This is a genomic window from Corallincola platygyrae (genome assembly GCF_039544265.1).
Taxonomy (GTDB): domain Bacteria; phylum Pseudomonadota; class Gammaproteobacteria; order Enterobacterales; family Neiellaceae; genus Corallincola; species Corallincola platygyrae.
On the sequence record NZ_BAABLI010000016.1, the window covers coordinates 18,014 to 36,374 of the forward strand.

17 protein-coding genes are annotated in these 18,361 nt (G+C 50.4%); 15 read left to right on the forward strand and 2 right to left on the reverse strand.

What is annotated here, in order from left to right:
* Positions 1-209: 209 nt before the first annotated feature.
* The 5 genes from ABEA14_RS14095 to ABEA14_RS14115 all read left to right on the forward strand — a co-directional run bounded on the left by ABEA14_RS14095 (position 210) and on the right by ABEA14_RS14115 (position 7,641).
* Positions 210-1,928 carry an acetolactate synthase 3 large subunit gene (locus tag ABEA14_RS14095; protein WP_345340675.1) on the forward strand — a complete coding sequence of 573 codons (1,719 nt, stop codon included), beginning with the start codon at positions 210-212 and terminating at the stop codon, positions 1,926-1,928.
* Entirely contained in the window at positions 1,928-2,422 is a 495-nt protein-coding gene (ilvN, locus tag ABEA14_RS14100) for an acetolactate synthase small subunit (protein ID WP_345340676.1), read from the forward strand. The genes ABEA14_RS14095 and ilvN overlap by 1 nt, the downstream gene beginning before the upstream one ends.
* A gap of 405 nt (positions 2,423-2,827) precedes the next feature.
* Entirely contained in the window at positions 2,828-4,069 is a 1,242-nt protein-coding gene (locus ABEA14_RS14105; protein ID WP_345340677.1) for an efflux RND transporter periplasmic adaptor subunit, read from the forward strand.
* 2 nt (positions 4,070-4,071) lie between these two features.
* Complete coding sequence (locus ABEA14_RS14110; protein WP_345340678.1) at positions 4,072-7,218, forward strand: efflux RND transporter permease subunit; 3,147 nt, start codon at positions 4,072-4,074, stop codon at positions 7,216-7,218.
* A gap of 183 nt (positions 7,219-7,401) precedes the next feature.
* Positions 7,402-7,641 (forward strand): hypothetical protein, encoded by a 240-nt coding sequence (locus ABEA14_RS14115; RefSeq protein ID WP_345340679.1) that lies wholly within the window; start codon positions 7,402-7,404, stop codon positions 7,639-7,641.
* A gap of 9 nt (positions 7,642-7,650) precedes the next feature.
* Here the strand turns inward: ABEA14_RS14115 and ygfZ are convergent, their stop codons facing one another.
* Positions 7,651-8,625, reverse strand: coding sequence for a tRNA-modifying protein YgfZ (gene ygfZ / locus ABEA14_RS14120; protein WP_345340680.1), 975 nt, complete (start codon positions 8,623-8,625; stop codon positions 7,651-7,653).
* Between the two features lie 179 nt (positions 8,626-8,804).
* Here ygfZ and ABEA14_RS14125 point away from each other — a divergent pair, with 179 nt between their 5' ends.
* Positions 8,805-9,050 carry an FAD assembly factor SdhE gene (locus ABEA14_RS14125; RefSeq protein WP_377776209.1) on the forward strand — a complete coding sequence of 82 codons (246 nt, stop codon included), beginning with the start codon at positions 8,805-8,807 and terminating at the stop codon, positions 9,048-9,050.
* Positions 9,037-9,510 (forward strand): protein YgfX, encoded by a 474-nt coding sequence (locus ABEA14_RS19365; protein WP_377776208.1) that lies wholly within the window; start codon positions 9,037-9,039, stop codon positions 9,508-9,510. Before ABEA14_RS14125 ends, ABEA14_RS19365 begins: the two co-directional genes overlap by 14 nt.
* Here the strand turns inward: ABEA14_RS19365 and nadB are convergent.
* Positions 9,492-11,111 (reverse strand): L-aspartate oxidase, encoded by a 1,620-nt coding sequence (gene nadB / locus ABEA14_RS14130; protein ID WP_345340682.1) that lies wholly within the window; start codon positions 11,109-11,111, stop codon positions 9,492-9,494. The two genes, ABEA14_RS19365 and nadB, sit on opposite strands and share 19 nt — an antisense overlap.
* Positions 11,112-11,297: 186 nt before the next feature.
* On the opposite strand from nadB, the gene rpoE reads away from it, so the two are divergent.
* The 8 genes from rpoE (at position 11,298) to era (ending at position 18,357) form a co-directional block, all read left to right on the forward strand.
* Entirely contained in the window at positions 11,298-11,876 is a 579-nt protein-coding gene (gene rpoE / locus ABEA14_RS14135) for an RNA polymerase sigma factor RpoE (RefSeq protein ID WP_345340683.1), read from the forward strand.
* A gap of 19 nt (positions 11,877-11,895) precedes the next feature.
* The gene (locus tag ABEA14_RS14140) at positions 11,896-12,519 is read left to right on the forward strand and encodes a sigma-E factor negative regulatory protein (protein ID WP_345340684.1); all 624 of its coding nucleotides are present in this window, start codon (positions 11,896-11,898) and stop codon (positions 12,517-12,519) included.
* Complete coding sequence (locus tag ABEA14_RS14145) at positions 12,520-13,518, forward strand: MucB/RseB C-terminal domain-containing protein (RefSeq protein ID WP_345340685.1); 999 nt, start codon at positions 12,520-12,522, stop codon at positions 13,516-13,518.
* Positions 13,508-13,996: a SoxR reducing system RseC family protein gene (locus ABEA14_RS14150; RefSeq protein ID WP_345340686.1), complete on the forward strand. Its 489-nt coding sequence runs from the start codon at positions 13,508-13,510 to the stop codon at positions 13,994-13,996. Before ABEA14_RS14145 ends, ABEA14_RS14150 begins: the two co-directional genes overlap by 11 nt.
* 65 nt (positions 13,997-14,061) lie before the next feature.
* Complete coding sequence (lepA, locus tag ABEA14_RS14155) at positions 14,062-15,855, forward strand: translation elongation factor 4 (RefSeq protein ID WP_345340687.1); 1,794 nt, start codon at positions 14,062-14,064, stop codon at positions 15,853-15,855.
* Between the two features lie 12 nt (positions 15,856-15,867).
* On the forward strand, positions 15,868-16,785 hold the full coding sequence (gene lepB / locus ABEA14_RS14160; RefSeq protein WP_345340688.1) for a signal peptidase I: 918 nt from the start codon (positions 15,868-15,870) through the stop codon (positions 16,783-16,785).
* A 2-nt stretch (positions 16,786-16,787) separates the two neighbouring features.
* Positions 16,788-17,465: a ribonuclease III gene (rnc, locus tag ABEA14_RS14165; RefSeq protein WP_345340689.1), complete on the forward strand. Its 678-nt coding sequence runs from the start codon at positions 16,788-16,790 to the stop codon at positions 17,463-17,465.
* Positions 17,455-18,357: a GTPase Era gene (gene era, locus ABEA14_RS14170; RefSeq protein WP_345340690.1), complete on the forward strand. Its 903-nt coding sequence runs from the start codon at positions 17,455-17,457 to the stop codon at positions 18,355-18,357. The genes rnc and era overlap by 11 nt, the downstream gene beginning before the upstream one ends.
* The last annotated feature ends 4 nt before the right edge of the window (positions 18,358-18,361 follow it).

Here is an 18,361-nt window from a genome sequence, read left to right on the forward strand (position 1 = left end):
GTTTTTATTTGCAGATATCCTTACTAAGTATGCTGTTTAAATCCCGGTGCTAATGCGGTTTGGCGCCGATAATCGGTTGACTTTCGGGGCCATTTGTCCGAGTCTGTCAACCTGCGTACAGCCATCTTTACTGATCCGATTTCAGTGAATTTCATAACTAATATTGACAACGGTTGTATTGACTACTTCAAACCTAAGAGGATGAGACGGTGAAAATGCTCTCTGGCGCCGAAATGGTGGTCCAAAGCCTTCAGGACCTCGGCGTGAAGTGTATATTTGGCTACCCTGGCGGCTCTGTATTAGATATCTACGATGCCATGTTCCAACAACCGGACATGGAGCATATTCTTGTGCGCCATGAACAGGCTGCAGTGCATGCGGCTGATGGTTATTCTCGTGCTACCGGTGATGTCGGCGTCGCACTGGTCACCTCTGGCCCTGGTGCAACCAATACCCTGACCGGTATTGCGACAGCCTACATGGATTCAATCCCTATGGTGGTGCTTTCTGGCCAGGTACCAACGAGCCTGATCGGTATGGATGCGTTCCAGGAAACAGACATGTTTGGCTGTTCTCGCCCAATCGTTAAGCACAGTTTCCTGGTCAAAAAAGCGGAAGATATTCCAGAAGCGATTGCCAAAGCTTTCTATATAGCTTCAACCGGTCGCCCTGGCCCCGTTGTGGTTGATCTGCCAAAAGACTGTCAAAACCCCGCCAACAAGTTTGAATACAACTTGCCAACAGAAATTAAGATGCGCTCTTACAATCCGACGACCAAAGGCCATGGCCGTCAGATTAAAAAAGCGCTGGATATTCTGTTGCAAGCCAAACGTCCGGTTCTCTATGCCGGTGGTGGTGCGGTGATTGGTGAAGCGGCTCAGGCACTGACAGAGCTAGCTGAGCGATTAAACCTGCCTGTGACTAACACCCTGATGGGGTTAGGTGCATTCCCCGGTACCCATGATCAGTTCCTCGGAATGTTGGGTATGCACGGTACGCTGCAAGCCAACAAAGCGATGCATCATAGCGATTGTATCCTCGCCGTTGGCGCGCGCTTTGATGACCGTGTGACCAACAATGTTGCCAAGTTCTGCCCTGATGCCACGATTCTGCATATTGATATCGACCCCGCGTCTATCTCCAAAACAGTGATGGCTCATGTACCTATCGTGGGTGCCGCAGATACCGTTTTGCGTCAAATGCTCTCACAGTTGGACACCAGTGGTGCCAAGCTGGATCAGGAAGCGTTGACTGGCTGGTGGGATACCATCGAAGGTTGGCGTAAGACTCGCTGTTTGGACTACGCCAAGAGTGATGAGGTGATCAAGCCTCAGCAGGTGATTGAAGCACTATACAAAGTGACGGGTGGCGATGCATATGTCACATCAGACGTAGGCCAGCACCAGATGTTTGCTGCGCTCTACTATCCATTCGACAAACCTCGCCGTTGGATCAACTCCGGTGGTCTTGGCACCATGGGCTTTGGATTCCCTGCAGCGATGGGCGTTAAACGCGCGTTTCCTGATGCGGAAGTGGCCTGTGTAACGGGTGATGGCAGTATCCAGATGAATATTCAGGAGCTGTCTACCTGTATGCAATATGACATGCCTGTCAAAATCATCTCACTGAATAATGCGCAGCTCGGTATGGTGAAGCAGTGGCAGGATATGTTTTACAGCAATCGTCATAGCCACAGCTACATGGAGTCGATGCCTGACTGGGTTATGTTGGCTGAGGCCTATGGCCATGTAGGCATCAAGGTGACTAAGCCATCTGAGCTGGAGCCTGCGCTGGAAAAAGCGTTCGCAATGAAAGATAAGTTGGTCTTCCTCGACATTCATGTTGACCAAGCTGAACACGTCTACCCGATGCAGATTAAGTTCGGTGCCATGGACGAAATGTTTTTATCTAAGACGGAGCGAACCTAATGCGGCGTATTCTTTCTATTCTGCTGGAAAATGAACCTGGCGCATTAAGTCGTATCATCGGTTTGTTTGCCCAGCGTGGTTACAACATTGAATCGCTGACAGTTGCGCCAACCGATGACCGTAGCCTGTCGCGCATTACCATCACGACTTACGGTGATGATCAGGTGATTGAACAGATCACCAAACAGGTGAACAAGCTGATCGACGTGTTGAAGATCACCGACCTGTCAGAAGCGGCGCATGTTGAGCGTGAACTGATGTTGGTAAAACTGCGTGCAGTTGGCGAGACTCGAGAAGAGATCAAACGTACCAGTGATATTTTCCGCGGCCAGATCGTCGATGTAACGCCGACTCTGTACACGGTTCAATTGACTGGGCCTTCGGATAAGCTGGATGCTTTCATCGAAGCGGTACGTGAATCCACCGAGATTATTGAAGTGGTTCGCAGTGGCGTTTCGGGGATCTCTCGTGGCGAGCGTGCACTACGTCCGTAGATTCTGCCTCTACTCGTGAATACCTATAAAACCGCCTTCGGGCGGTTTTTTTATGTACAGGAAGTACGGTATGCCGCGGGCACATGGATGTGCAGGAGCGGCAATGTACAGGAAGTACGGTATGCCGCGGGCACATGGTACCCAAAACACTGCGTGGGGCATGCTAATGTGCGGGAGCGGCGATACCCACTACGCTTCGCGGGGCACGCTGTGTAGAGGCTGTACGGAGCATCTTTCGTCCTGCATGGAGTAGAGTTCAGGTGCTAAAGGCTGCTTATTGGCTGGCATCTGAGAATTACAAATTTGTAACACTTTTAATAAGGGCTTTAATCTCTTTTTGCGTTTAAGCAGTTAATATCAGAGAGAGTAAATAGAGATTAAACGTCATATAGATGGAGAATGGCTTTGAAATCAATTCTGTTGAAAGCTGGTTTACCGATACTGATCCTGGTGGTCGCCGCCGGTGCCGCCCAGCTCATCATTGCCAGCAAAAAGCCGCCCGAGCAAAAAGAAGACGATAAAAAAGCCTTGCTGGTGGATACCTTATCTGCGTCTCCGCAAACGGTGCGTTTCACCGTAAAAGCACAGGGAACAGTGCGCCCCAAAGTTGAAACGGACCTGATTTCAGAGGTGCGTGGGCGCGTCATCGAAATCTCCCCCAAATTTGTTAACGGCGGTTACTTCAATAAGGGCGACCTTCTGGTTCGTATTGAACCAGCAGACTACCAGACCGCATTGATAGCTGCGAAGGCCGAAGTTGCCCGCGCCAAAGCCAATCTCCAAGAAGAGTTAGCTCGCGCCAAAGTGGCTGAGACAGATTGGAAGCAGTTTGACCTCGAAACCGCGCCAGAACTGGGGTTGCGTAAGCCGCAAGTGGCCAAAGAGATGGCTAACGTGGCATACGCTGAAGCTGAGCTGGAAAAGGCCAATCGCGACTTGGAACGCACCATGATCCGAGCGCCTTATGATGGCATGGTTTATCAGAAGGATGTGGATTTGGGGCAATACCTTACTGTGGGCGCCCAGATAGGCATTGTGTACGGTACAGATGTTGCCGAGGTGCGTTTACCACTCAGTGATAATGACCTGGCTTATTTGGAGCTGCCCTTTGTTATGGACCGGGATAGTGCAGTGATCCCGGATGTCACTCTGTCAGCCCACATCGCAGGTACCAAAGCAGAATGGTCGGCTCAACTGCGACGCAGTGAAAAAGTCATCGATGAAAAAACACGTCTGATCTATCTGGTCGCAGAAGTGGATGATCCTTACGGTAGAAATCTTGCCAACACGGATGGTTACTTTCCGCTCAAGTTCGGTCGCTTTGTTCAGGCTGATATCGCCGGGCAGCGTGCCGAGAACATCTATGTATTCCCTCGCCATGTGTTACGACGTGGCAATCAGATTTTGCTTGTAGACAGTGAAAACCATTTGCGATTGCGTGATGTGGAAGTGCTTAGAACGGATGGAGATTCGGTTTATATTAGCGCGGGTATCGAGGACGGCGAACAAGTTGCGCTGACGCCGATCAGTAATCCACTCGATGGTATGGCTGTACGAACTATCCCGCCTTCACTTCCTGGCCCTCAAGGGCTCGAGAGTGAACCAGAGCAGATCGCTATTGCTAACGACGGCGATACCCAGGAGTAGCTATGGATACGCGTAAAGGGATTATCGCCTGGTTTGCCCGAAACAGTGTCGCAGCCAATTTGTTGATGGCGGTGTTGCTCATTGGTGGGTTGGTATCGGCGTTTACCATTCAGCGGGAAGTCTTTCCACAAATCACTCTCAATCTCATATCTGTAGAAGTTCCTTACCCCGGTGCCGCGCCACAGGAAGTGGAAGAGGGGATCAATATCCGTATCGAAGAGGCGATTGAAGATATCACTGGCATCAAGAAGATCACCTCCAGAGCAAGCGAGGGTATCGGCTCACTCACCATTGAAGTCGAAGATGATTTCGATATCGGTGAAGTGCTGGATGAAGTGAAATTGCGCATAGATGCGATCAGTTCGTTTCCAGAGAATATTGAAAAGCCAATCATCTATAAGCAACAGGCTGAAGAGCAGGTGATTTTTGTTCAGGTTTACGGCAACCTGGATGAGATCGCGATGAAAGAACTCACCAAATCGGTCCGAGAAGAGATCATCGCGTTGCCTGGAATTACGTCGGCAGAGATTTGGGGAGCCAGAGAGTATGAGGTGGCTATCGAGATTTCTGAGGGGCGCCTCCGTGAATACGGTCTCACCTTTGATGATGTTGTCAGAGCGGTAAGAAACTCCAGTTTAGATCTGCCCGGTGGCGCAATCAAAACCCGGACGGGCGACATTCTTCTTCGTGCCAAAGGACAAGCGTATTACGGGCATGAGTTCAATGATCTCGTGCTAATGACCCGCCCTGACGGCAGTCGTTTGCTGCTTTCTGATGTTGCGATGATCAATGACGGATTTACTGAAATTGAACGCTTTTCTGAGTTTGACCGCATGCCAAGTATGAGCGTGGCGGTTAACTCGGTGGGGGATCAGGATGCACTGCATATCTCCAAAGTCGTCAATGAGTATGTCGAGGAGAAACGCGAGTCGTTGCCAGAGGGGATATCAATAGCGACTTGGGGAGATAACGCGTTTTATCTGCAAGGGCGTCTCGACCTTATGGTCAACAACATGGTGTGGGGCGGCTTGCTGGTGTTTATTGTGTTATCTGCTTTTTTGCGCTTGCGCCTGGCCTTTTGGGTATTGATGGGGTTACCTGTCTGTTTCCTCGGGTCCATGTTACTGATGCCGGTAGAGCCCATTGGTGTCACCATCAACATGCTCAGCTTGTTTGGTTTTATTTTGGTGCTGGGGATAGTGGTTGATGACGCCATCATCATTGGTGAAAGCGCCTATTCTGAAATCGAAAAGTATGGGCATAACACCGAAAATGTTATTCGCGGTGCGCAACGTGTTGCGATGCCAGCGACGTTCGGTGTACTCACTACCATCGCTGCTTTCACTCCCATGCTGATGGTGGCAGGCCCGTTCGGCGTGATTTGGAAAACTATCGGGCTGGTGGTGATCTTGTGCCTGGTATTTTCGCTTGTGGAATCCAAGTTGATCCTGCCCGCCCACTTAGTCCATATGAAGGTGACCGAAGACAATCCCCATACACGTAATCCGATAACGCGTTTTCGACTTTTCTGCAGTGGTTGGATGGCGAGATTTGTTAAATCCGTCTACTTGCCAGTGCTGGCGCGTGCCGTTGAATATCGATACGTCACTATGACGCTGTTTATCAGCGGATTGATGTTGATTGGTGCCTCGGTGGCGGGTGGCTATGTGAGGTCGGTTTTCTTCCCCGACTTGCCCAGCGACTTTATCCGTGCGGAAGTGAATATGGTTGATGGTGCCCCCTCTGAGGCGACAGCATCGGCATTGCGCGTGATGACCGATGCCTTGTATCGCATGGATCAGGAGGTTCAGCAGGAGACAGGCTCTGGGGTGGTCAAACACAATATCGCTTTTTTACGCAGTAGCGGCACATCGGGCGTGATATGGGTCGAACTGAGCAAAGGTGAGGATAGGGAAACTGACGGCTATGAGATCGCCAACCTGTGGCGAGAGCAGATGCCCGAGGTGAGCGGTGTCCGTGACTTAAAGTTTGATGGCTCGATCAACCAAGGCCCTGGTGCGGACATTGCTTTTAAGCTGATAGGAAAAGATTTGGTCATGTTGGGGCAAGCTGCAGAGGAGTTAAAATTCAGGCTGGCTGATTTTGATGGTGTTTATGATATCAGCGATGACTCCAGCGGTGGCAAAGAGGAGATCGTGCTATCGATCAAGCCTCAGGCTGAAGCGCTGGGATTATCCTTGCTGGATCTCGCGCGCCAGGTTCGTCAGGGGTTCTATGGGGCCGAGGCGCAACGGGTGCAGCGTGGCAGCGATGAAGTAAAGATCATGGTGCGTTATCCTCGTGAAGAGCGGCGCTCAATTACCGACTTGGAAAATATGCGGATCCGTACCGCAACCGGTGATGAAGTTCCTTTTTCTGCAGTCGCTGAGATTGAAATGTCGCAGGGCTACTCCCGAATCACACGCGTTGATGGTATCCGAGCCATCACTGTGACTGCATCAGCAGACAAAACACGTGTAGAGCCCTCAAAGATTTCAAAAGAGGTGGAAGAAAACATTCTTCCAGAGCTTCTATCCAAGTACCCTGGCGTCAAATCGGCGCTGGAGGGAGCCACCTTGGAAGAGCAGAAGGCGTTGGTTGGATTGCTTAAGGGCGCTTTTTTAGCCTTGTTTGCTATCTACGCTTTGATGGCGATCCCATTAAAGTCTTATGCGCAACCAATTGTGATAATGGCAGTGATCCCGTTTGGCATTATCGGCGCCATTTTTGGGCACATGTTGCTGGGTTTACCGATGAGTGTGTTGTCGTTATGCGGCATTATCGCGCTATCGGGTGTGGTGGTGAATGACAGCCTTATCATGGTGGATTTCATTAATCAGGCCAGAGCGGAAGGGTATCGCCTCACTGATGCGGTATTAAGCGCCGGTGCCAAACGTTTTCGTGCCATTGTGCTGACTTCGTTGACCACTTTCTTTGGTCTGATCCCGATTATTCTGGAGAAGAGTCTACAGGCACAGATCGTTATTCCAATGGCTGTTTCACTGGCCTTTGGGATCCTGTTTGCAACTGTCATCACCCTGTTCCTGATCCCATGCCTTTATTTGGTTCTTAGTGACATCAAAGGATTGTTTGGGCGGGTCAAGCGAATATATGTCAGTGATGAAAAGCCTGCCGAGGTGACAGATTAATACCAATCCGAATATGACCATATATTTATGCGGATTGGTATAAACGCCGTGTTTTGTTTGGCGTCAGAGGGAGGTGGCTTTAACTATCTAAGAAGACGCTAATTAGAAAAAGAAATTTGGGGCTTAGCAATTTTCGGTCTAGGCTGGATAAAAAGACCAACGCAGTATCATGGAGGATAATTCATGCGTTCACCACTTGTTCTGGCTATCTGTTGTTTATTGCTGTCGCCTGTTGTCGGTGTTTGGGTTTACCAGGCGAGTCAAGAAGTGAGTTTTGCTTTTATCAGCGGTGCAGCACTGCTCTTCTCAGCATTTATGCTTGGCATCGAATATTTGATGAAGCGCCAAAACGTGCAGCTAGTGTCCCAATCAAACGCGCGGCGTCGACACACAGACAAACGTAGACTGGTGTCACACCGCTAGTCTATTCAGTTATTCCTCAAGCAGGGAGTAAGGTTGCTGACCCAGTGTCAGTGAACTTTGCTCCTGACCTGAAACTCTCAGCTTAGCGTCCGGTTCAATGTCGTTTGGCAGAACAGCAAGCAACTTGCCGAAGTTGTCTACGGTTACCGCGGATACTACGACGCCGCTGCGGCGCCAATTGTCACCCAAAGCTAACTCCAGATTGTCACCCGGCTGAGTTTCATTATTGAATTCACCTTCAAGTAGGTACATCGCTCGTTTGTTTTTCCCGAGGTATTTCATGCGCGCAACTGTCTCTTGGCCGATGTAACAACCTTTGCTAAAGGAGACCGCATCCAGTTTCTGCAAATTAAGCATCTGCGGAACATATTGCTGAATCAAAGGGGTAGAGAGGTGAGGATAACCCGCCTCAATATCTAGTAACTGCCAGAGTGCAGGCGAGTCCTGTTCTGCCTCCGTGAGCGCGTCCGGCACTGCGTGGCTGGCAGCCAATAAAACCAAAAACCTTGGCGCAGGATCTGCCTGGTACAAAATGGTAAACCCTTCTCCGGAGAGCATTGGTGCCTCATCATTCGGGGCTTTTCCAAAGGCGCTCTCAATGGCTGCGGTGGCGTTCTTACCTGCCACACCTATCATCTGCCATTTGGCAGCAGCATCTTCAATCTTTACTTTGGAGAAGGCAGCAAACTTCTTTAGTTCAGGCAGCGCCACCTGCTGACTCTCTTTGCTGTGCAGCATTACGATGCTGTCTTTGTGTTTTAGGAGAGTGAAAATGCTTAACATTTTGCCTTTGGCATCACACTGAGCACCTCTTAACGGCTTACTATCGCTGAGTAGGGTGACGTCACAGGTCGTCTGCCCCTGCAGATAGCTCACCCTGTCCTCACCTGAAAGCTGAGTGACGCCGAGTTCTAATGACATCACTACGAGCGCTGGCAGGTTTGTTGTATCTGTATTTGAGAGCGAGGTTATTTGTGTGTGCATTTTTTACATCCTAATTGGCCGATGCTTGTTCACCAATGCAGGTAGGCCATCGACATGATGTCCATACGATGGCTACTACTTGGGGGCTCACAGTTTGGCTTTCAAGTCGTCAATCCCTATATAGGCTATGTTAGCATGGCACTTTTCACGTCTAGAAGATGGGATAACGACAAGTGGAAATGAAAGAAAAGCTGGCGCGCCTGAAATGGGCTTGCCGTCGCGGAATGTTGGAGCTGGATGTGATTTTGGAGCCATTTGTGCCTGAGTTTCCAAATCTTACTGCTGAAGACCAACAAACATTCGAACGTTTACTCAGCTGTGATGACCCAGAGCTTTTTGCCTGGTTTATGGGGCATGAATCCTGTGAAGATGGCAAATTGGCTGCCATGATCAAGCGAGTTCGCGATCATAGTGGCGCGATTTGAGATTTCGTTAGTTCACTCAAAACAGGCAAGCCGGAGCTTTTGGTTTGCCGTTGTTTTAGTTTGTAGCGCGTTACTTACGGTTGCCAATTCACTTGTTGGTTGGCTGATTTCCATCGCTCTGGTGTCGGCCTTGCTTTTCTGGGCTCACCGGTATCACCGCAGCGGCTTTCAAGGCGTTCGAGCCATTGAAGTTGGATACGATACTTCGGTTGTTTTAATAACCCTTCACAATGCCCGCATTCCGGTAACAGCAGTTGGTCGGCACTTAATAACGGATTGGTGCTGTCGCCTATCTCTGAAGAGTACCGAAATCAAGGAGCCATTGCCTAAAGGGTGGCACCAGCGGTGGTTGTGGCGTGACAGTATGTCAGATAAGGATTATCGGAGACTTTGCCGCTGCCTAATACAATGGCAGCGGCTAGCGGATGCTGAAGTCTCTACTCAGGATTCTGGAGCCTGATGTGGGTCGAGTATTGTCGGCTGGCTTTTTCCCAGCGTTTTTGGGTAATCCAAAGTGTAATGCAGTCCGCGACTCTCTTTTCTTGCCATCGCTGAACGCACGATTAGCTCTGCTACTTCAACCAGATTACGCAACTCCAACAGGTTATTCCCTACGCGGAAATTACTGTAGTACTCAAATATTTCCTGCTTCAACAGCTGAATACGTCTGAGTGCACGTTCGAGGCGTTTTGTGGTTCGAACAATGCCGACGTAGTCCCACATAAACAATCGAAGCTCATGCCAGTTGTGTTGCAGAACGACCTCTTCGTCAGAACAGGTCACCTGGCTCTCATCCCATGCTGGCAATGAAGGTGCCATCGGCTGACTGTCCAAGCGATTCAGAATATCTTTTGCGGCGGCATGGGCAAACACCACACACTCCAGCAAGGAGTTGCTCGCCATGCGATTAGCCCCATGCAGTCCGGTATAGGTCACTTCGCCAACCGCGTAGAGGTTATCAAGATCGGTGCGGCCTTTAAGGTCAACCATGACACCGCCGCAGGTATAGTGGGCCGCGGGAACCACCGGAATCGGCTGGCTGGTAATATCTATACCCAGCTCAAGGCACTTCTTGTAAATCGTTGGGAAGTGCTCTTTCACAAAATCCGATGGTTTATGGGAAATATCTAAATAGACGCAATCGGCACCGAGCTTTTTCATCTCATGGTCAATCGCTCTTGCAACAATATCCCTGGGCGCTAATTCGGCACGATCGTCGTAGTCAGGCATGAAACGTGAGCCATCCGGACGTTTAAGTACGGCGCCTTCGCCACGCAGTGCCTCGGTCAACAGGAAATTCCGTGCTTCCGGGTGGAACAGGCAGGTGGGATGGAACTGATTGAATTCCATATTGGCTACGCGACATCCGGCGCGCCACGCCATAGCGATCCCATCTCCACTGGAGACATCGGGGTTGCTGGTGTATTGGTAAACTTTACTTGCACCGCCCGTTGCCAGAACAATAAAGCGGGCCCGAATAAGTTCGACCTGCTCTTTGTTTCGGTTCCATACATAGGCGCCGTAACAAAGATCGTTGTCATCACCCAATTTACGACCCGTTATCAAATCAACAGCGTTGTACCGCTCGAGTAGTGTGACATTTGGGCAGGCTTTGACTTGATCGACCAGCGTAGTCTGCACCGCTTTTCCAGTCGCATCGGCAGCGTGCAGGATACGGCGATGGCTGTGACCACCTTCGCGGGTTAGATGATAAGTGGGTTCTTCGCCTTTTTTGCGATTCACCTGATCAAAAGGAACGCCCATGTCGATTAACCACTGTATGCTTTCGCGAGCGCTACTGGCGGTATATCGGACCGCTTCTTCATCACACAGGTCTGCACCTGCAGTCAGCGTATCTTCTACATGAAAGTCGACACTGTCACTGGCATCAAAAACTGCGGCAATTCCTCCCTGTGCATAGAAGGTGGCGCCTTCTTTGACAGGACCCTTACTTAATACAGCCACCGTGGTTTGTTGTCCCAGTTGCAAGGCAAGCGAAAGGCCTGCTGCACCACTGCCAACAATCAACACGTCATAGCTGTGTTCAATTTGCTCCGGCATACGTTATCATGGGCAATTAATTCAGAGACCTATGTTAGCCGAACTGTGACCTGAGATACACTTTCCGAGATCAAGTAAAATTTTTTAACATTCTTTCGAACTAAATAATTTCACGGCAGTCTATGGAAGTGTGCATGCTTAGAGCCTCCAGTTCGGAAGCAGTATAAAGATGGAGTGGAAGCTCGAATGAGCGAGCAGCAAATCGACCAGAAGCTGGTCGAGCGAGTCCAGCAAGGGGATAAACGAGCCTTTAATGTGTTGGTACAAAAATACCAGCACAAGGTGATAAACCTGATATCTCGTTACGTTAAAAACCAAGGCGATGTCGCCGACGTAGCGCAGGAAGCTTTTATTAAGGCTTATCGGGCATTACCAGGCTTTAGAGGTGAAAGTGCGTTTTACACCTGGCTGTATCGGATCGCCGTTAACAGTGCGAAGAACTATTTGGTTTCGCAGGGGCGCCGTCCGCCAGCCAACGATATTGAGCCGGAAGAGGCTGAGTATTATGAAGGTGCAAGTGCATTGCGGGATGTGTCAACGCCAGAGGGTTTGGTGCTGACAGACGAAATTCGTCAGGTGGTGTTCGATACTATTGAGACACTGCCAGATGACTTGAAAACCGCCATCACGCTCCGAGAGTTGGAAGGCTTAAGTTACGAAGAGATTGCTGAAGTAATGGAGTGTCCGGTAGGTACGGTGAGATCCCGCATTTTCCGAGCTCGAGAAGCGATTGATAAACGAGTTAAACCGTTAATAGAACATTAACGCCAGAGGTAGAGAAACAATGGCTGCAGATAACCAGCAACGTCTTTCAGCATGGATGGATAACCAAGCGGATGAGACTATCAGCGACGAAATGATCGACGCACTGCTAGAAGACGAAGCGTTGCAGAGCACCTACTCCAGATACCAACTTATTGGTGACGCTATTCGCGGCGAAATGCCTCCGGTCGTTGATATTGATCTGACCAGCCGCATAGCGGATGCACTGGAACAAGAGCCTACAGTGCTTGCTCCAGCGCAGACCGAATCTAAACCTGCTGCGGAATCGGGCAAGGTCGTTTCACTGTTAAAACAGCTAGGGCAGTACGCTATCGCTGCAACCGTCGCCGCAGTCGCGGTACTGGGTGTTCAGCAGTATAACCAGCCGGGTGAAAGCGAAATTCCAACACCTGTGTTAACGACAACACCACTGACCGGTGTAGCGGCGCCAGTTAGCTTGGCCGCACCTACGGCGGAACAGGTAAACGATGAAGCCGTTGCTCAGCAACAGCGCATTATGGAGCAGCGCAAACGTATTAATGCGTACTTGCAGGATCATGAGCAGCAGCGCCGTTTGCAGCCTGTTGAGGCGGAGCAACCAGCTGTTGAGGAATCTGACACCTTAGAAGGGACAGAAGAACGTTAAATGACGCGTACTCTGTTTAGGTCCGTCGTCGGTGGCCTACTGATTTTACTGACGATTTCACATGCCAAGGGCGCCGATAAGGCGCCCGAGTTGCTTCTACAGCGTATGTCCGATGCATTCAGGCAAGAGTCATACGTCATCTCTATGGTTCAAAATTTTGGCGGGCGAATCGAGCCTTTGCGACTGGAGCATGGCTTTGTTGATGGCCATGAGATAAGCCATCTCAGCTATCTAAACGGTCCTTTGAGAGACATTGTTCGCAAAGATGGCACAGTGTCTTACTTGGAATCAGAGCGCCCCGCCTATTCGTTGAAAGCTCGCCAGATGGATGGCCCAATTCCAAAGCCGTTTCTTGGTGATATCAGTGCGATTTCCGAGAATTATCGCTTTGTGATGGGAGGGAAAAGCCGTACCGCTGGCCGGATAGCCCAACTGGTAAGGATCACGCCCACAGAGCCTGATCGCTACGGTTTGCTGGTATGGTCGGATGTTGAAACCGGCTTCCTGCTCCGTGCCGATGTTATTAGCCGAGAAGGTGACATCGTCGAACAGTTGCAGGTTGTCTCGATACGACTGATGGATGAACCTTCCGAACATTTGCAATCAATTGCTGCATCTCAGTTACCACAAACCGTACCGCAGCCAGAGCGACGCGACACAGAGGACCTGGTGGAGTGGAATGTAGGCTGGATGCCTGCGGGCTTTGAACTGGTTAATCAGGACCAACATCGCTTAGCGCTCACGAATGATGTCGTCGATTACATGATGTTCAGCGATGGGTTGATCAAGTTTTCGGTTTATATCAATAAGGTAGAGAGCCAGGAAGAGCGAGGCAGCTTAGTGACTCGTGGTGCGCTTTCCCTATTCAGCTTAATTAACTCCGGCGTTGAAATTACCGTCGTTGGTCGAATGCCACCAGAAACAGCTCAGCGGATCGCTGAAACGGTTTATCCCGTCGTGGAAAAACCACGTAATAAAGGGCTCCCCAATGCTGGTTGAACAGGCTGTCGTCAAGAAGATTGCTGACGGTTGGATCGAGGTAGAAGCGATTCAACGCAGTGCTTGTGATGCCTGTAGCCAGAAAGGTTGTGGTAATGGTGTTGTGGCCAAGGCTTTTGGTAGTCGGTTACATCGACTGTCGTTGCCTGACCCTGGGAATCTAAAGCTGGAACAGGAGGTTAAGATCGCCTTGCCTGAGCAAACCCTGTTGAGCGGCGCCAGCTTGATTTATCTTTTACCCCTGATCGCTGCGATTGTTTTTGCGGTGGCGGTGTCGTCGCTGCAGCCGATGCTGGGTGCTCAGCCTGACGAGGGTTGGCAAATTGCCGCAGCCTTGTCCGGAGGAATTATCGGCTGGTTTTTTGCGAGAAGAAAAGCAAGGCAACTTGAGCAGGATCCCGCGTGTCGTATCCAGATTTTACAGGACGAACAGCTGCCGGTTGCAATTAGTCACACAATGCAGGATAGCGGGCGCTGATTAAACAAGGTAGAATTGCCCGCCTATTTACTGCACACCTTCGATAGCTACTGGTTTCTGTTTAGATGAAGCATATCCGCAACTTTTCAATTATTGCCCACATTGACCACGGTAAGTCGACCCTTTCTGATCGACTGATTCAGACATGTGGTGGCTTGAGTGACCGCGAAATGGAGGCTCAGGTTCTCGACTCTATGGACCTGGAGCGAGAGCGTGGCATTACCATTAAAGCGCAAAGTGTCACCTTGAATTACAAAGCTAACGACGGTGAAACCTACCAGCTTAACTTCATTGATACCCCTGGACACGTTGACTTCTCTTACGAGGTATCGCGTTCGCTTGCGGCCTGTGAAGGTGCTTTGCTGGTGGTTGACGCAGGGCAGGGGGTTGAGGCCCAGACTGTAGCTAACTGCTATACAGCCATTGAGATGGACCTGGAAGTCGTACCGATCCTCAACAAGATCGATTTGCCTCAGGCGGACCCTGAGCGTGTTTCTGAAGAGATCGAAGACATTGTCGGTATTGAAGCGACCGACGCTGTTACCTGCTCGGCAAAAACAGGCCTGGGTGTGGAAAATGTTCTGGAAACCATTGTTAACCAGATCCCACCACCAGAGGGTGACCCCGACGCACCGACCCAAGCGCTGATTATCGACTCATGGTTCGATTCTTACCTCGGCGTCGTCTCTTTGGTCCGTATCAAGCACGGTAGCTTGAAGAAAAACGACAAGATTAAGGTGATGAGCACCGGTCAGGTATGGGGAATCGACCGCCTGGGTATCTTTACCCCCAAACGTGAAGACACGACAGAGCTCAATTGCGGCGAAGTAGGTTGGGTCGTTTGTGGTATCAAAGAGATCCACGGTGCCCCTGTGGGTGATACGTTGACGTTGGCGAAAGGTGGAGCACCTGAAGCGCTGCCTGGCTTCCAAAAGGTCAAGCCACAGGTATATGCTGGCCTGTTCCCGATTAGTTCAGATGATTATGAAGCGTTCCGCGATGCACTGGCAAAGCTGAGCCTGAATGATGCGTCTCTGTTCTACGAGCCAGAAAATTCAACGGCGTTGGGCTTTGGATTCCGTATTGGCTTCCTTGGCATGCTACACATGGAGATCATCCAGGAGCGCCTCGAGCGCGAATACAATCTGGAGTTGATCACCACCGCGCCAACGGTAGGTTATGAGGTGGTGACGACAGATAATGAGCGGGTCAACATCGATAACCCCTCAGATCTTCCTCCAGTAAATAATATCCTTGAGATACATGAGCCTATCGTTGAAGCCCACATTCTTGTGCCACAGGAATTTTTGGGTAACGTTATTACGCTGTGTGTTGAAAAGCGTGGCGTACAAAAAGATATGACCTATCACGGTAAACAGGTTGCCGTGACTTATGAGTTGCCCATGGCCGAAGTGGTGATGGACTTCTTCGACAGACTGAAGTCGACCAGCCGTGGCTATGCGTCGTTGGATTATAACTTTGTCCGATTCGAATCAGCTGACATGGTTAGGGTCGATGTACTGATTAATGGCGACCGTGTTGATGCGTTGGCAATGATCACACACAGAGACAACGCACAGAGTCGTGGTCGTGAATTGGTAGAGAAGATGCGTGAGCTTATTCCTCGCCAGATGTTTGATATCGCCATTCAGGCGGCTATCGGCAACCATATTATTGCCCGAAGCACTGTGAAGCAGCTGCGCAAAAACGTTATTGCCAAGTGTTATGGTGGTGACGTGAGCCGTAAGAAGAAGCTGCTGCAGAAGCAAAAAGAGGGTAAAAAGCGTATGAAGCAGGTCGGTAACGTGGAAGTGCCCCAAGAAGCATTCCTCGCCGTATTGCAGGTAGGCAAGAAGTAATAAGGAAATAAAATGGCTGGGATTTTTTCCGCGATACTGGTATTTGCCACGCTGATCACTGGCGTGCTTTGGCTTATCGATGCTGTGATGTTTGCGCCCAAGCGTCGTGAGGCGGTTGCTGCTGCGGAAGCTGCAGCAGGTACCTCTCTTGACGAAGAAGCGCAGGAGCGAGTTGCCCCACGTCCTGGCATCTTTGAGTTTTCTGAATCGCTGTTTCCAGTCATTGCCATCGTATTGGTGTTACGCTCATTTATCTATGAGCCATTCCAGATCCCATCCGGTTCCATGATGCCCACGCTTCTGGTGGGGGACTTTATCCTGGTGGAAAAGTTTGCCTATGGATTGCGTGAACCTCTAAACAGAAATAAGTTTCTCGAGACTGGCGAGCCAGAGCGCGGCGATATCGCGGTATTTAAGTTTCCGAAGCAGCCGCAGATTGATTACATCAAGCGTGTTATCGGACTCCCCGGTGACCGTGTGATCTATAAAGACAAAAACCTTTACCTGCAGCCAGCATGTAAGGAGCAGCGTCCCTGTCCTGAGCTTGAGCTAGTCGCCAGGGATCTGGTCAACCGCGATGAGTTTAAAGACCCTCATGGTGGAATCGTTGAACGCTTGTCAGAGCAACTGGGTGAAGTTAGCCATGACATTTTGGTTTATCGAGGACGCCCTGAACCTTGGGTTCACTACTACCGTCAGCGTGGTTTGCGTCCGGGCGAGTGGGTTGTACCTGAGGGGAGTTACTTCGTCATGGGTGATAACCGAGACAACAGCCAGGACAGTCGATTCTGGGGGTTCGTTCCAGAATCACACTTGGTTGGTAAAGCGGTGGCTATCTGGATGAGCTTCGAGTTTGGTCGAGATCCTAAAAGCTTCTTCAGCTGGGTGCCTACAGATGTTCGTTTCAGCCGCATTGGCGGTATTGAGTGACCATGGATAACATTGCACGGCTTAGTCGCGCTCTCGGATACCAGTTCGACGATGTGTCGCTACTGGAGCAGGCACTTACTCACAGAAGTGCTGGCAGTCGACACAATGAGCGCTTGGAGTTTTTAGGCGATTCGATCCTCAGCCTGGTGATCTCTGAGCAACTTTACGCCCAGTTCCCAAAAGCCAGTGAAGGTGATTTGAGCCGCCTCAGAGCGGCGTTGGTAAAAGGCACCACGCTGGCTGAACTCGCCCGTGATTTTCAGCTGGGGGATTTCCTGCGACTGGGTTCTGGTGAGTTAAAGAGTGGTGGATTTCGCCGCGCCTCCATCTTAGCTGATGCGGTCGAAGCGATTATTGGCGCCATCTATCTGGACAATGGCATCGATGTGGTTCGTCCATTAATCCTTGCTTGGTATAAGAGCCGATTGGAAGCGATCAAACCCGGCGAGCACCAGAAAGACGCTAAAACTCAGTTACAAGAACTACTGCAGAGCCGCAAATTGGCGCTGCCGGAATATACTGTATTGGACATCAAGGGCGAAGCGCATAACCAGACGTTCACTGTTTCATGCAAAGTCAGCCCACTAAATGATGCCGTCACTGCAACCGGCCCTAGTCGTCGTAAAGCCGAGCAGGATGCAGCTGCTCAGGTTCTGGAGAAAATGTCTCATGACGGATAATACCCGTGCCGGCATTGTTGCCATCGTAGGCCGCCCTAATGTGGGCAAATCGACCCTGCTCAATGCGTTGCTCGAGCAAAAAGTTTCTATCACTTCAAAAAAGCCCCAGACGACGCGACACCGCATTACCGGGATTCTGACCGAAGGCAGCGTACAGGCTGTCTTCGTTGACACGCCAGGGCTGCATATTGAAGAGAAGCGAGCGATCAATCGTTTGATGAATCGTGCGGCTTCGAGTGCCTTGGGTGATGTTGAGATGATCATCTTTGTTGTTGATGGCACTCATTGGACTGAAGATGATGAAATGGTGGTCAACAAGATCCGCCAGACCCGAAAAGTCCCTGTAGTACTGGCGATCAATAAGGTTGACCAGATTAAAGAAAAAGAGATCCTGCTGCCCCATATTCAGATGCTGTCTGAAAAGCTCAATTTTGAACGAGTGATGCCTATCTCTGCGTCAAAAGGGGAGTTGGTCGATGAGTTGCGCGATTACGTGATGGGAGCCCTACCAGAGTGTGAACACTTCTTCCCTGAAGATTACATCACCGATCGCTCGCAGCGCTTCTTGGCGGCAGAGATCATCCGTGAGAAGTTAATGCGCTTTACCGGGCAGGAGCTGCCTTATTCTGTCACCGTGGAGATCGAGCAGTTTAAGTTCCAACCCAATGGTGTTGCCCAGATCAATGGCTTGATTCTGGTAGAACGTGATAGCCAGAAACCCATGGTGATTGGTAAAGGTGGTGAGCGTTTGAAGACCATCGGCCGTGAAGCCAGATTGGATATGCAGAAACTGTTTGACTGCCGTATTAACCTTGAACTATGGGTGAAGGTTAAGTCAGGTTGGGCAGATGATGAACGTGCCCTACGCAGTCTGGGCTACGGAGAAGACTAGAGGA

Coding starts and splice junctions, on each gene's coding strand:
- rnc (WP_345340689.1), top strand. CDS start 16,788: ATGGATAACATTGCACGGCTTAGTCGCGCTCTCGGATACCAGTTCGAC.
- ilvN (WP_345340676.1), top strand. CDS start 1,928: ATGCGGCGTATTCTTTCTATTCTGCTGGAAAATGAACCTGGCGCATTA.
- nadB (WP_345340682.1), bottom strand. CDS start 11,111: ATGCCGGAGCAAATTGAACACAGCTATGACGTGTTGATTGTTGGCAGT.
- rpoE (WP_345340683.1), top strand. CDS start 11,298: ATGAGCGAGCAGCAAATCGACCAGAAGCTGGTCGAGCGAGTCCAGCAA.
- ABEA14_RS14145 (WP_345340685.1), top strand. CDS start 12,520: ATGACGCGTACTCTGTTTAGGTCCGTCGTCGGTGGCCTACTGATTTTA.
- ABEA14_RS14115 (WP_345340679.1), top strand. CDS start 7,402: ATGCGTTCACCACTTGTTCTGGCTATCTGTTGTTTATTGCTGTCGCCT.
- ABEA14_RS14110 (WP_345340678.1), top strand. CDS start 4,072: ATGGATACGCGTAAAGGGATTATCGCCTGGTTTGCCCGAAACAGTGTC.
- era (WP_345340690.1), top strand. CDS start 17,455: ATGACGGATAATACCCGTGCCGGCATTGTTGCCATCGTAGGCCGCCCT.
- ygfZ (WP_345340680.1), bottom strand. CDS start 8,625: ATGCACACACAAATAACCTCGCTCTCAAATACAGATACAACAAACCTG.
- lepA (WP_345340687.1), top strand. CDS start 14,062: ATGAAGCATATCCGCAACTTTTCAATTATTGCCCACATTGACCACGGT.
- ABEA14_RS14150 (WP_345340686.1), top strand. CDS start 13,508: ATGCTGGTTGAACAGGCTGTCGTCAAGAAGATTGCTGACGGTTGGATC.
- lepB (WP_345340688.1), top strand. CDS start 15,868: ATGGCTGGGATTTTTTCCGCGATACTGGTATTTGCCACGCTGATCACT.
- ABEA14_RS14125 (WP_377776209.1), top strand. CDS start 8,805: ATGAAAGAAAAGCTGGCGCGCCTGAAATGGGCTTGCCGTCGCGGAATG.
- ABEA14_RS14140 (WP_345340684.1), top strand. CDS start 11,896: ATGGCTGCAGATAACCAGCAACGTCTTTCAGCATGGATGGATAACCAA.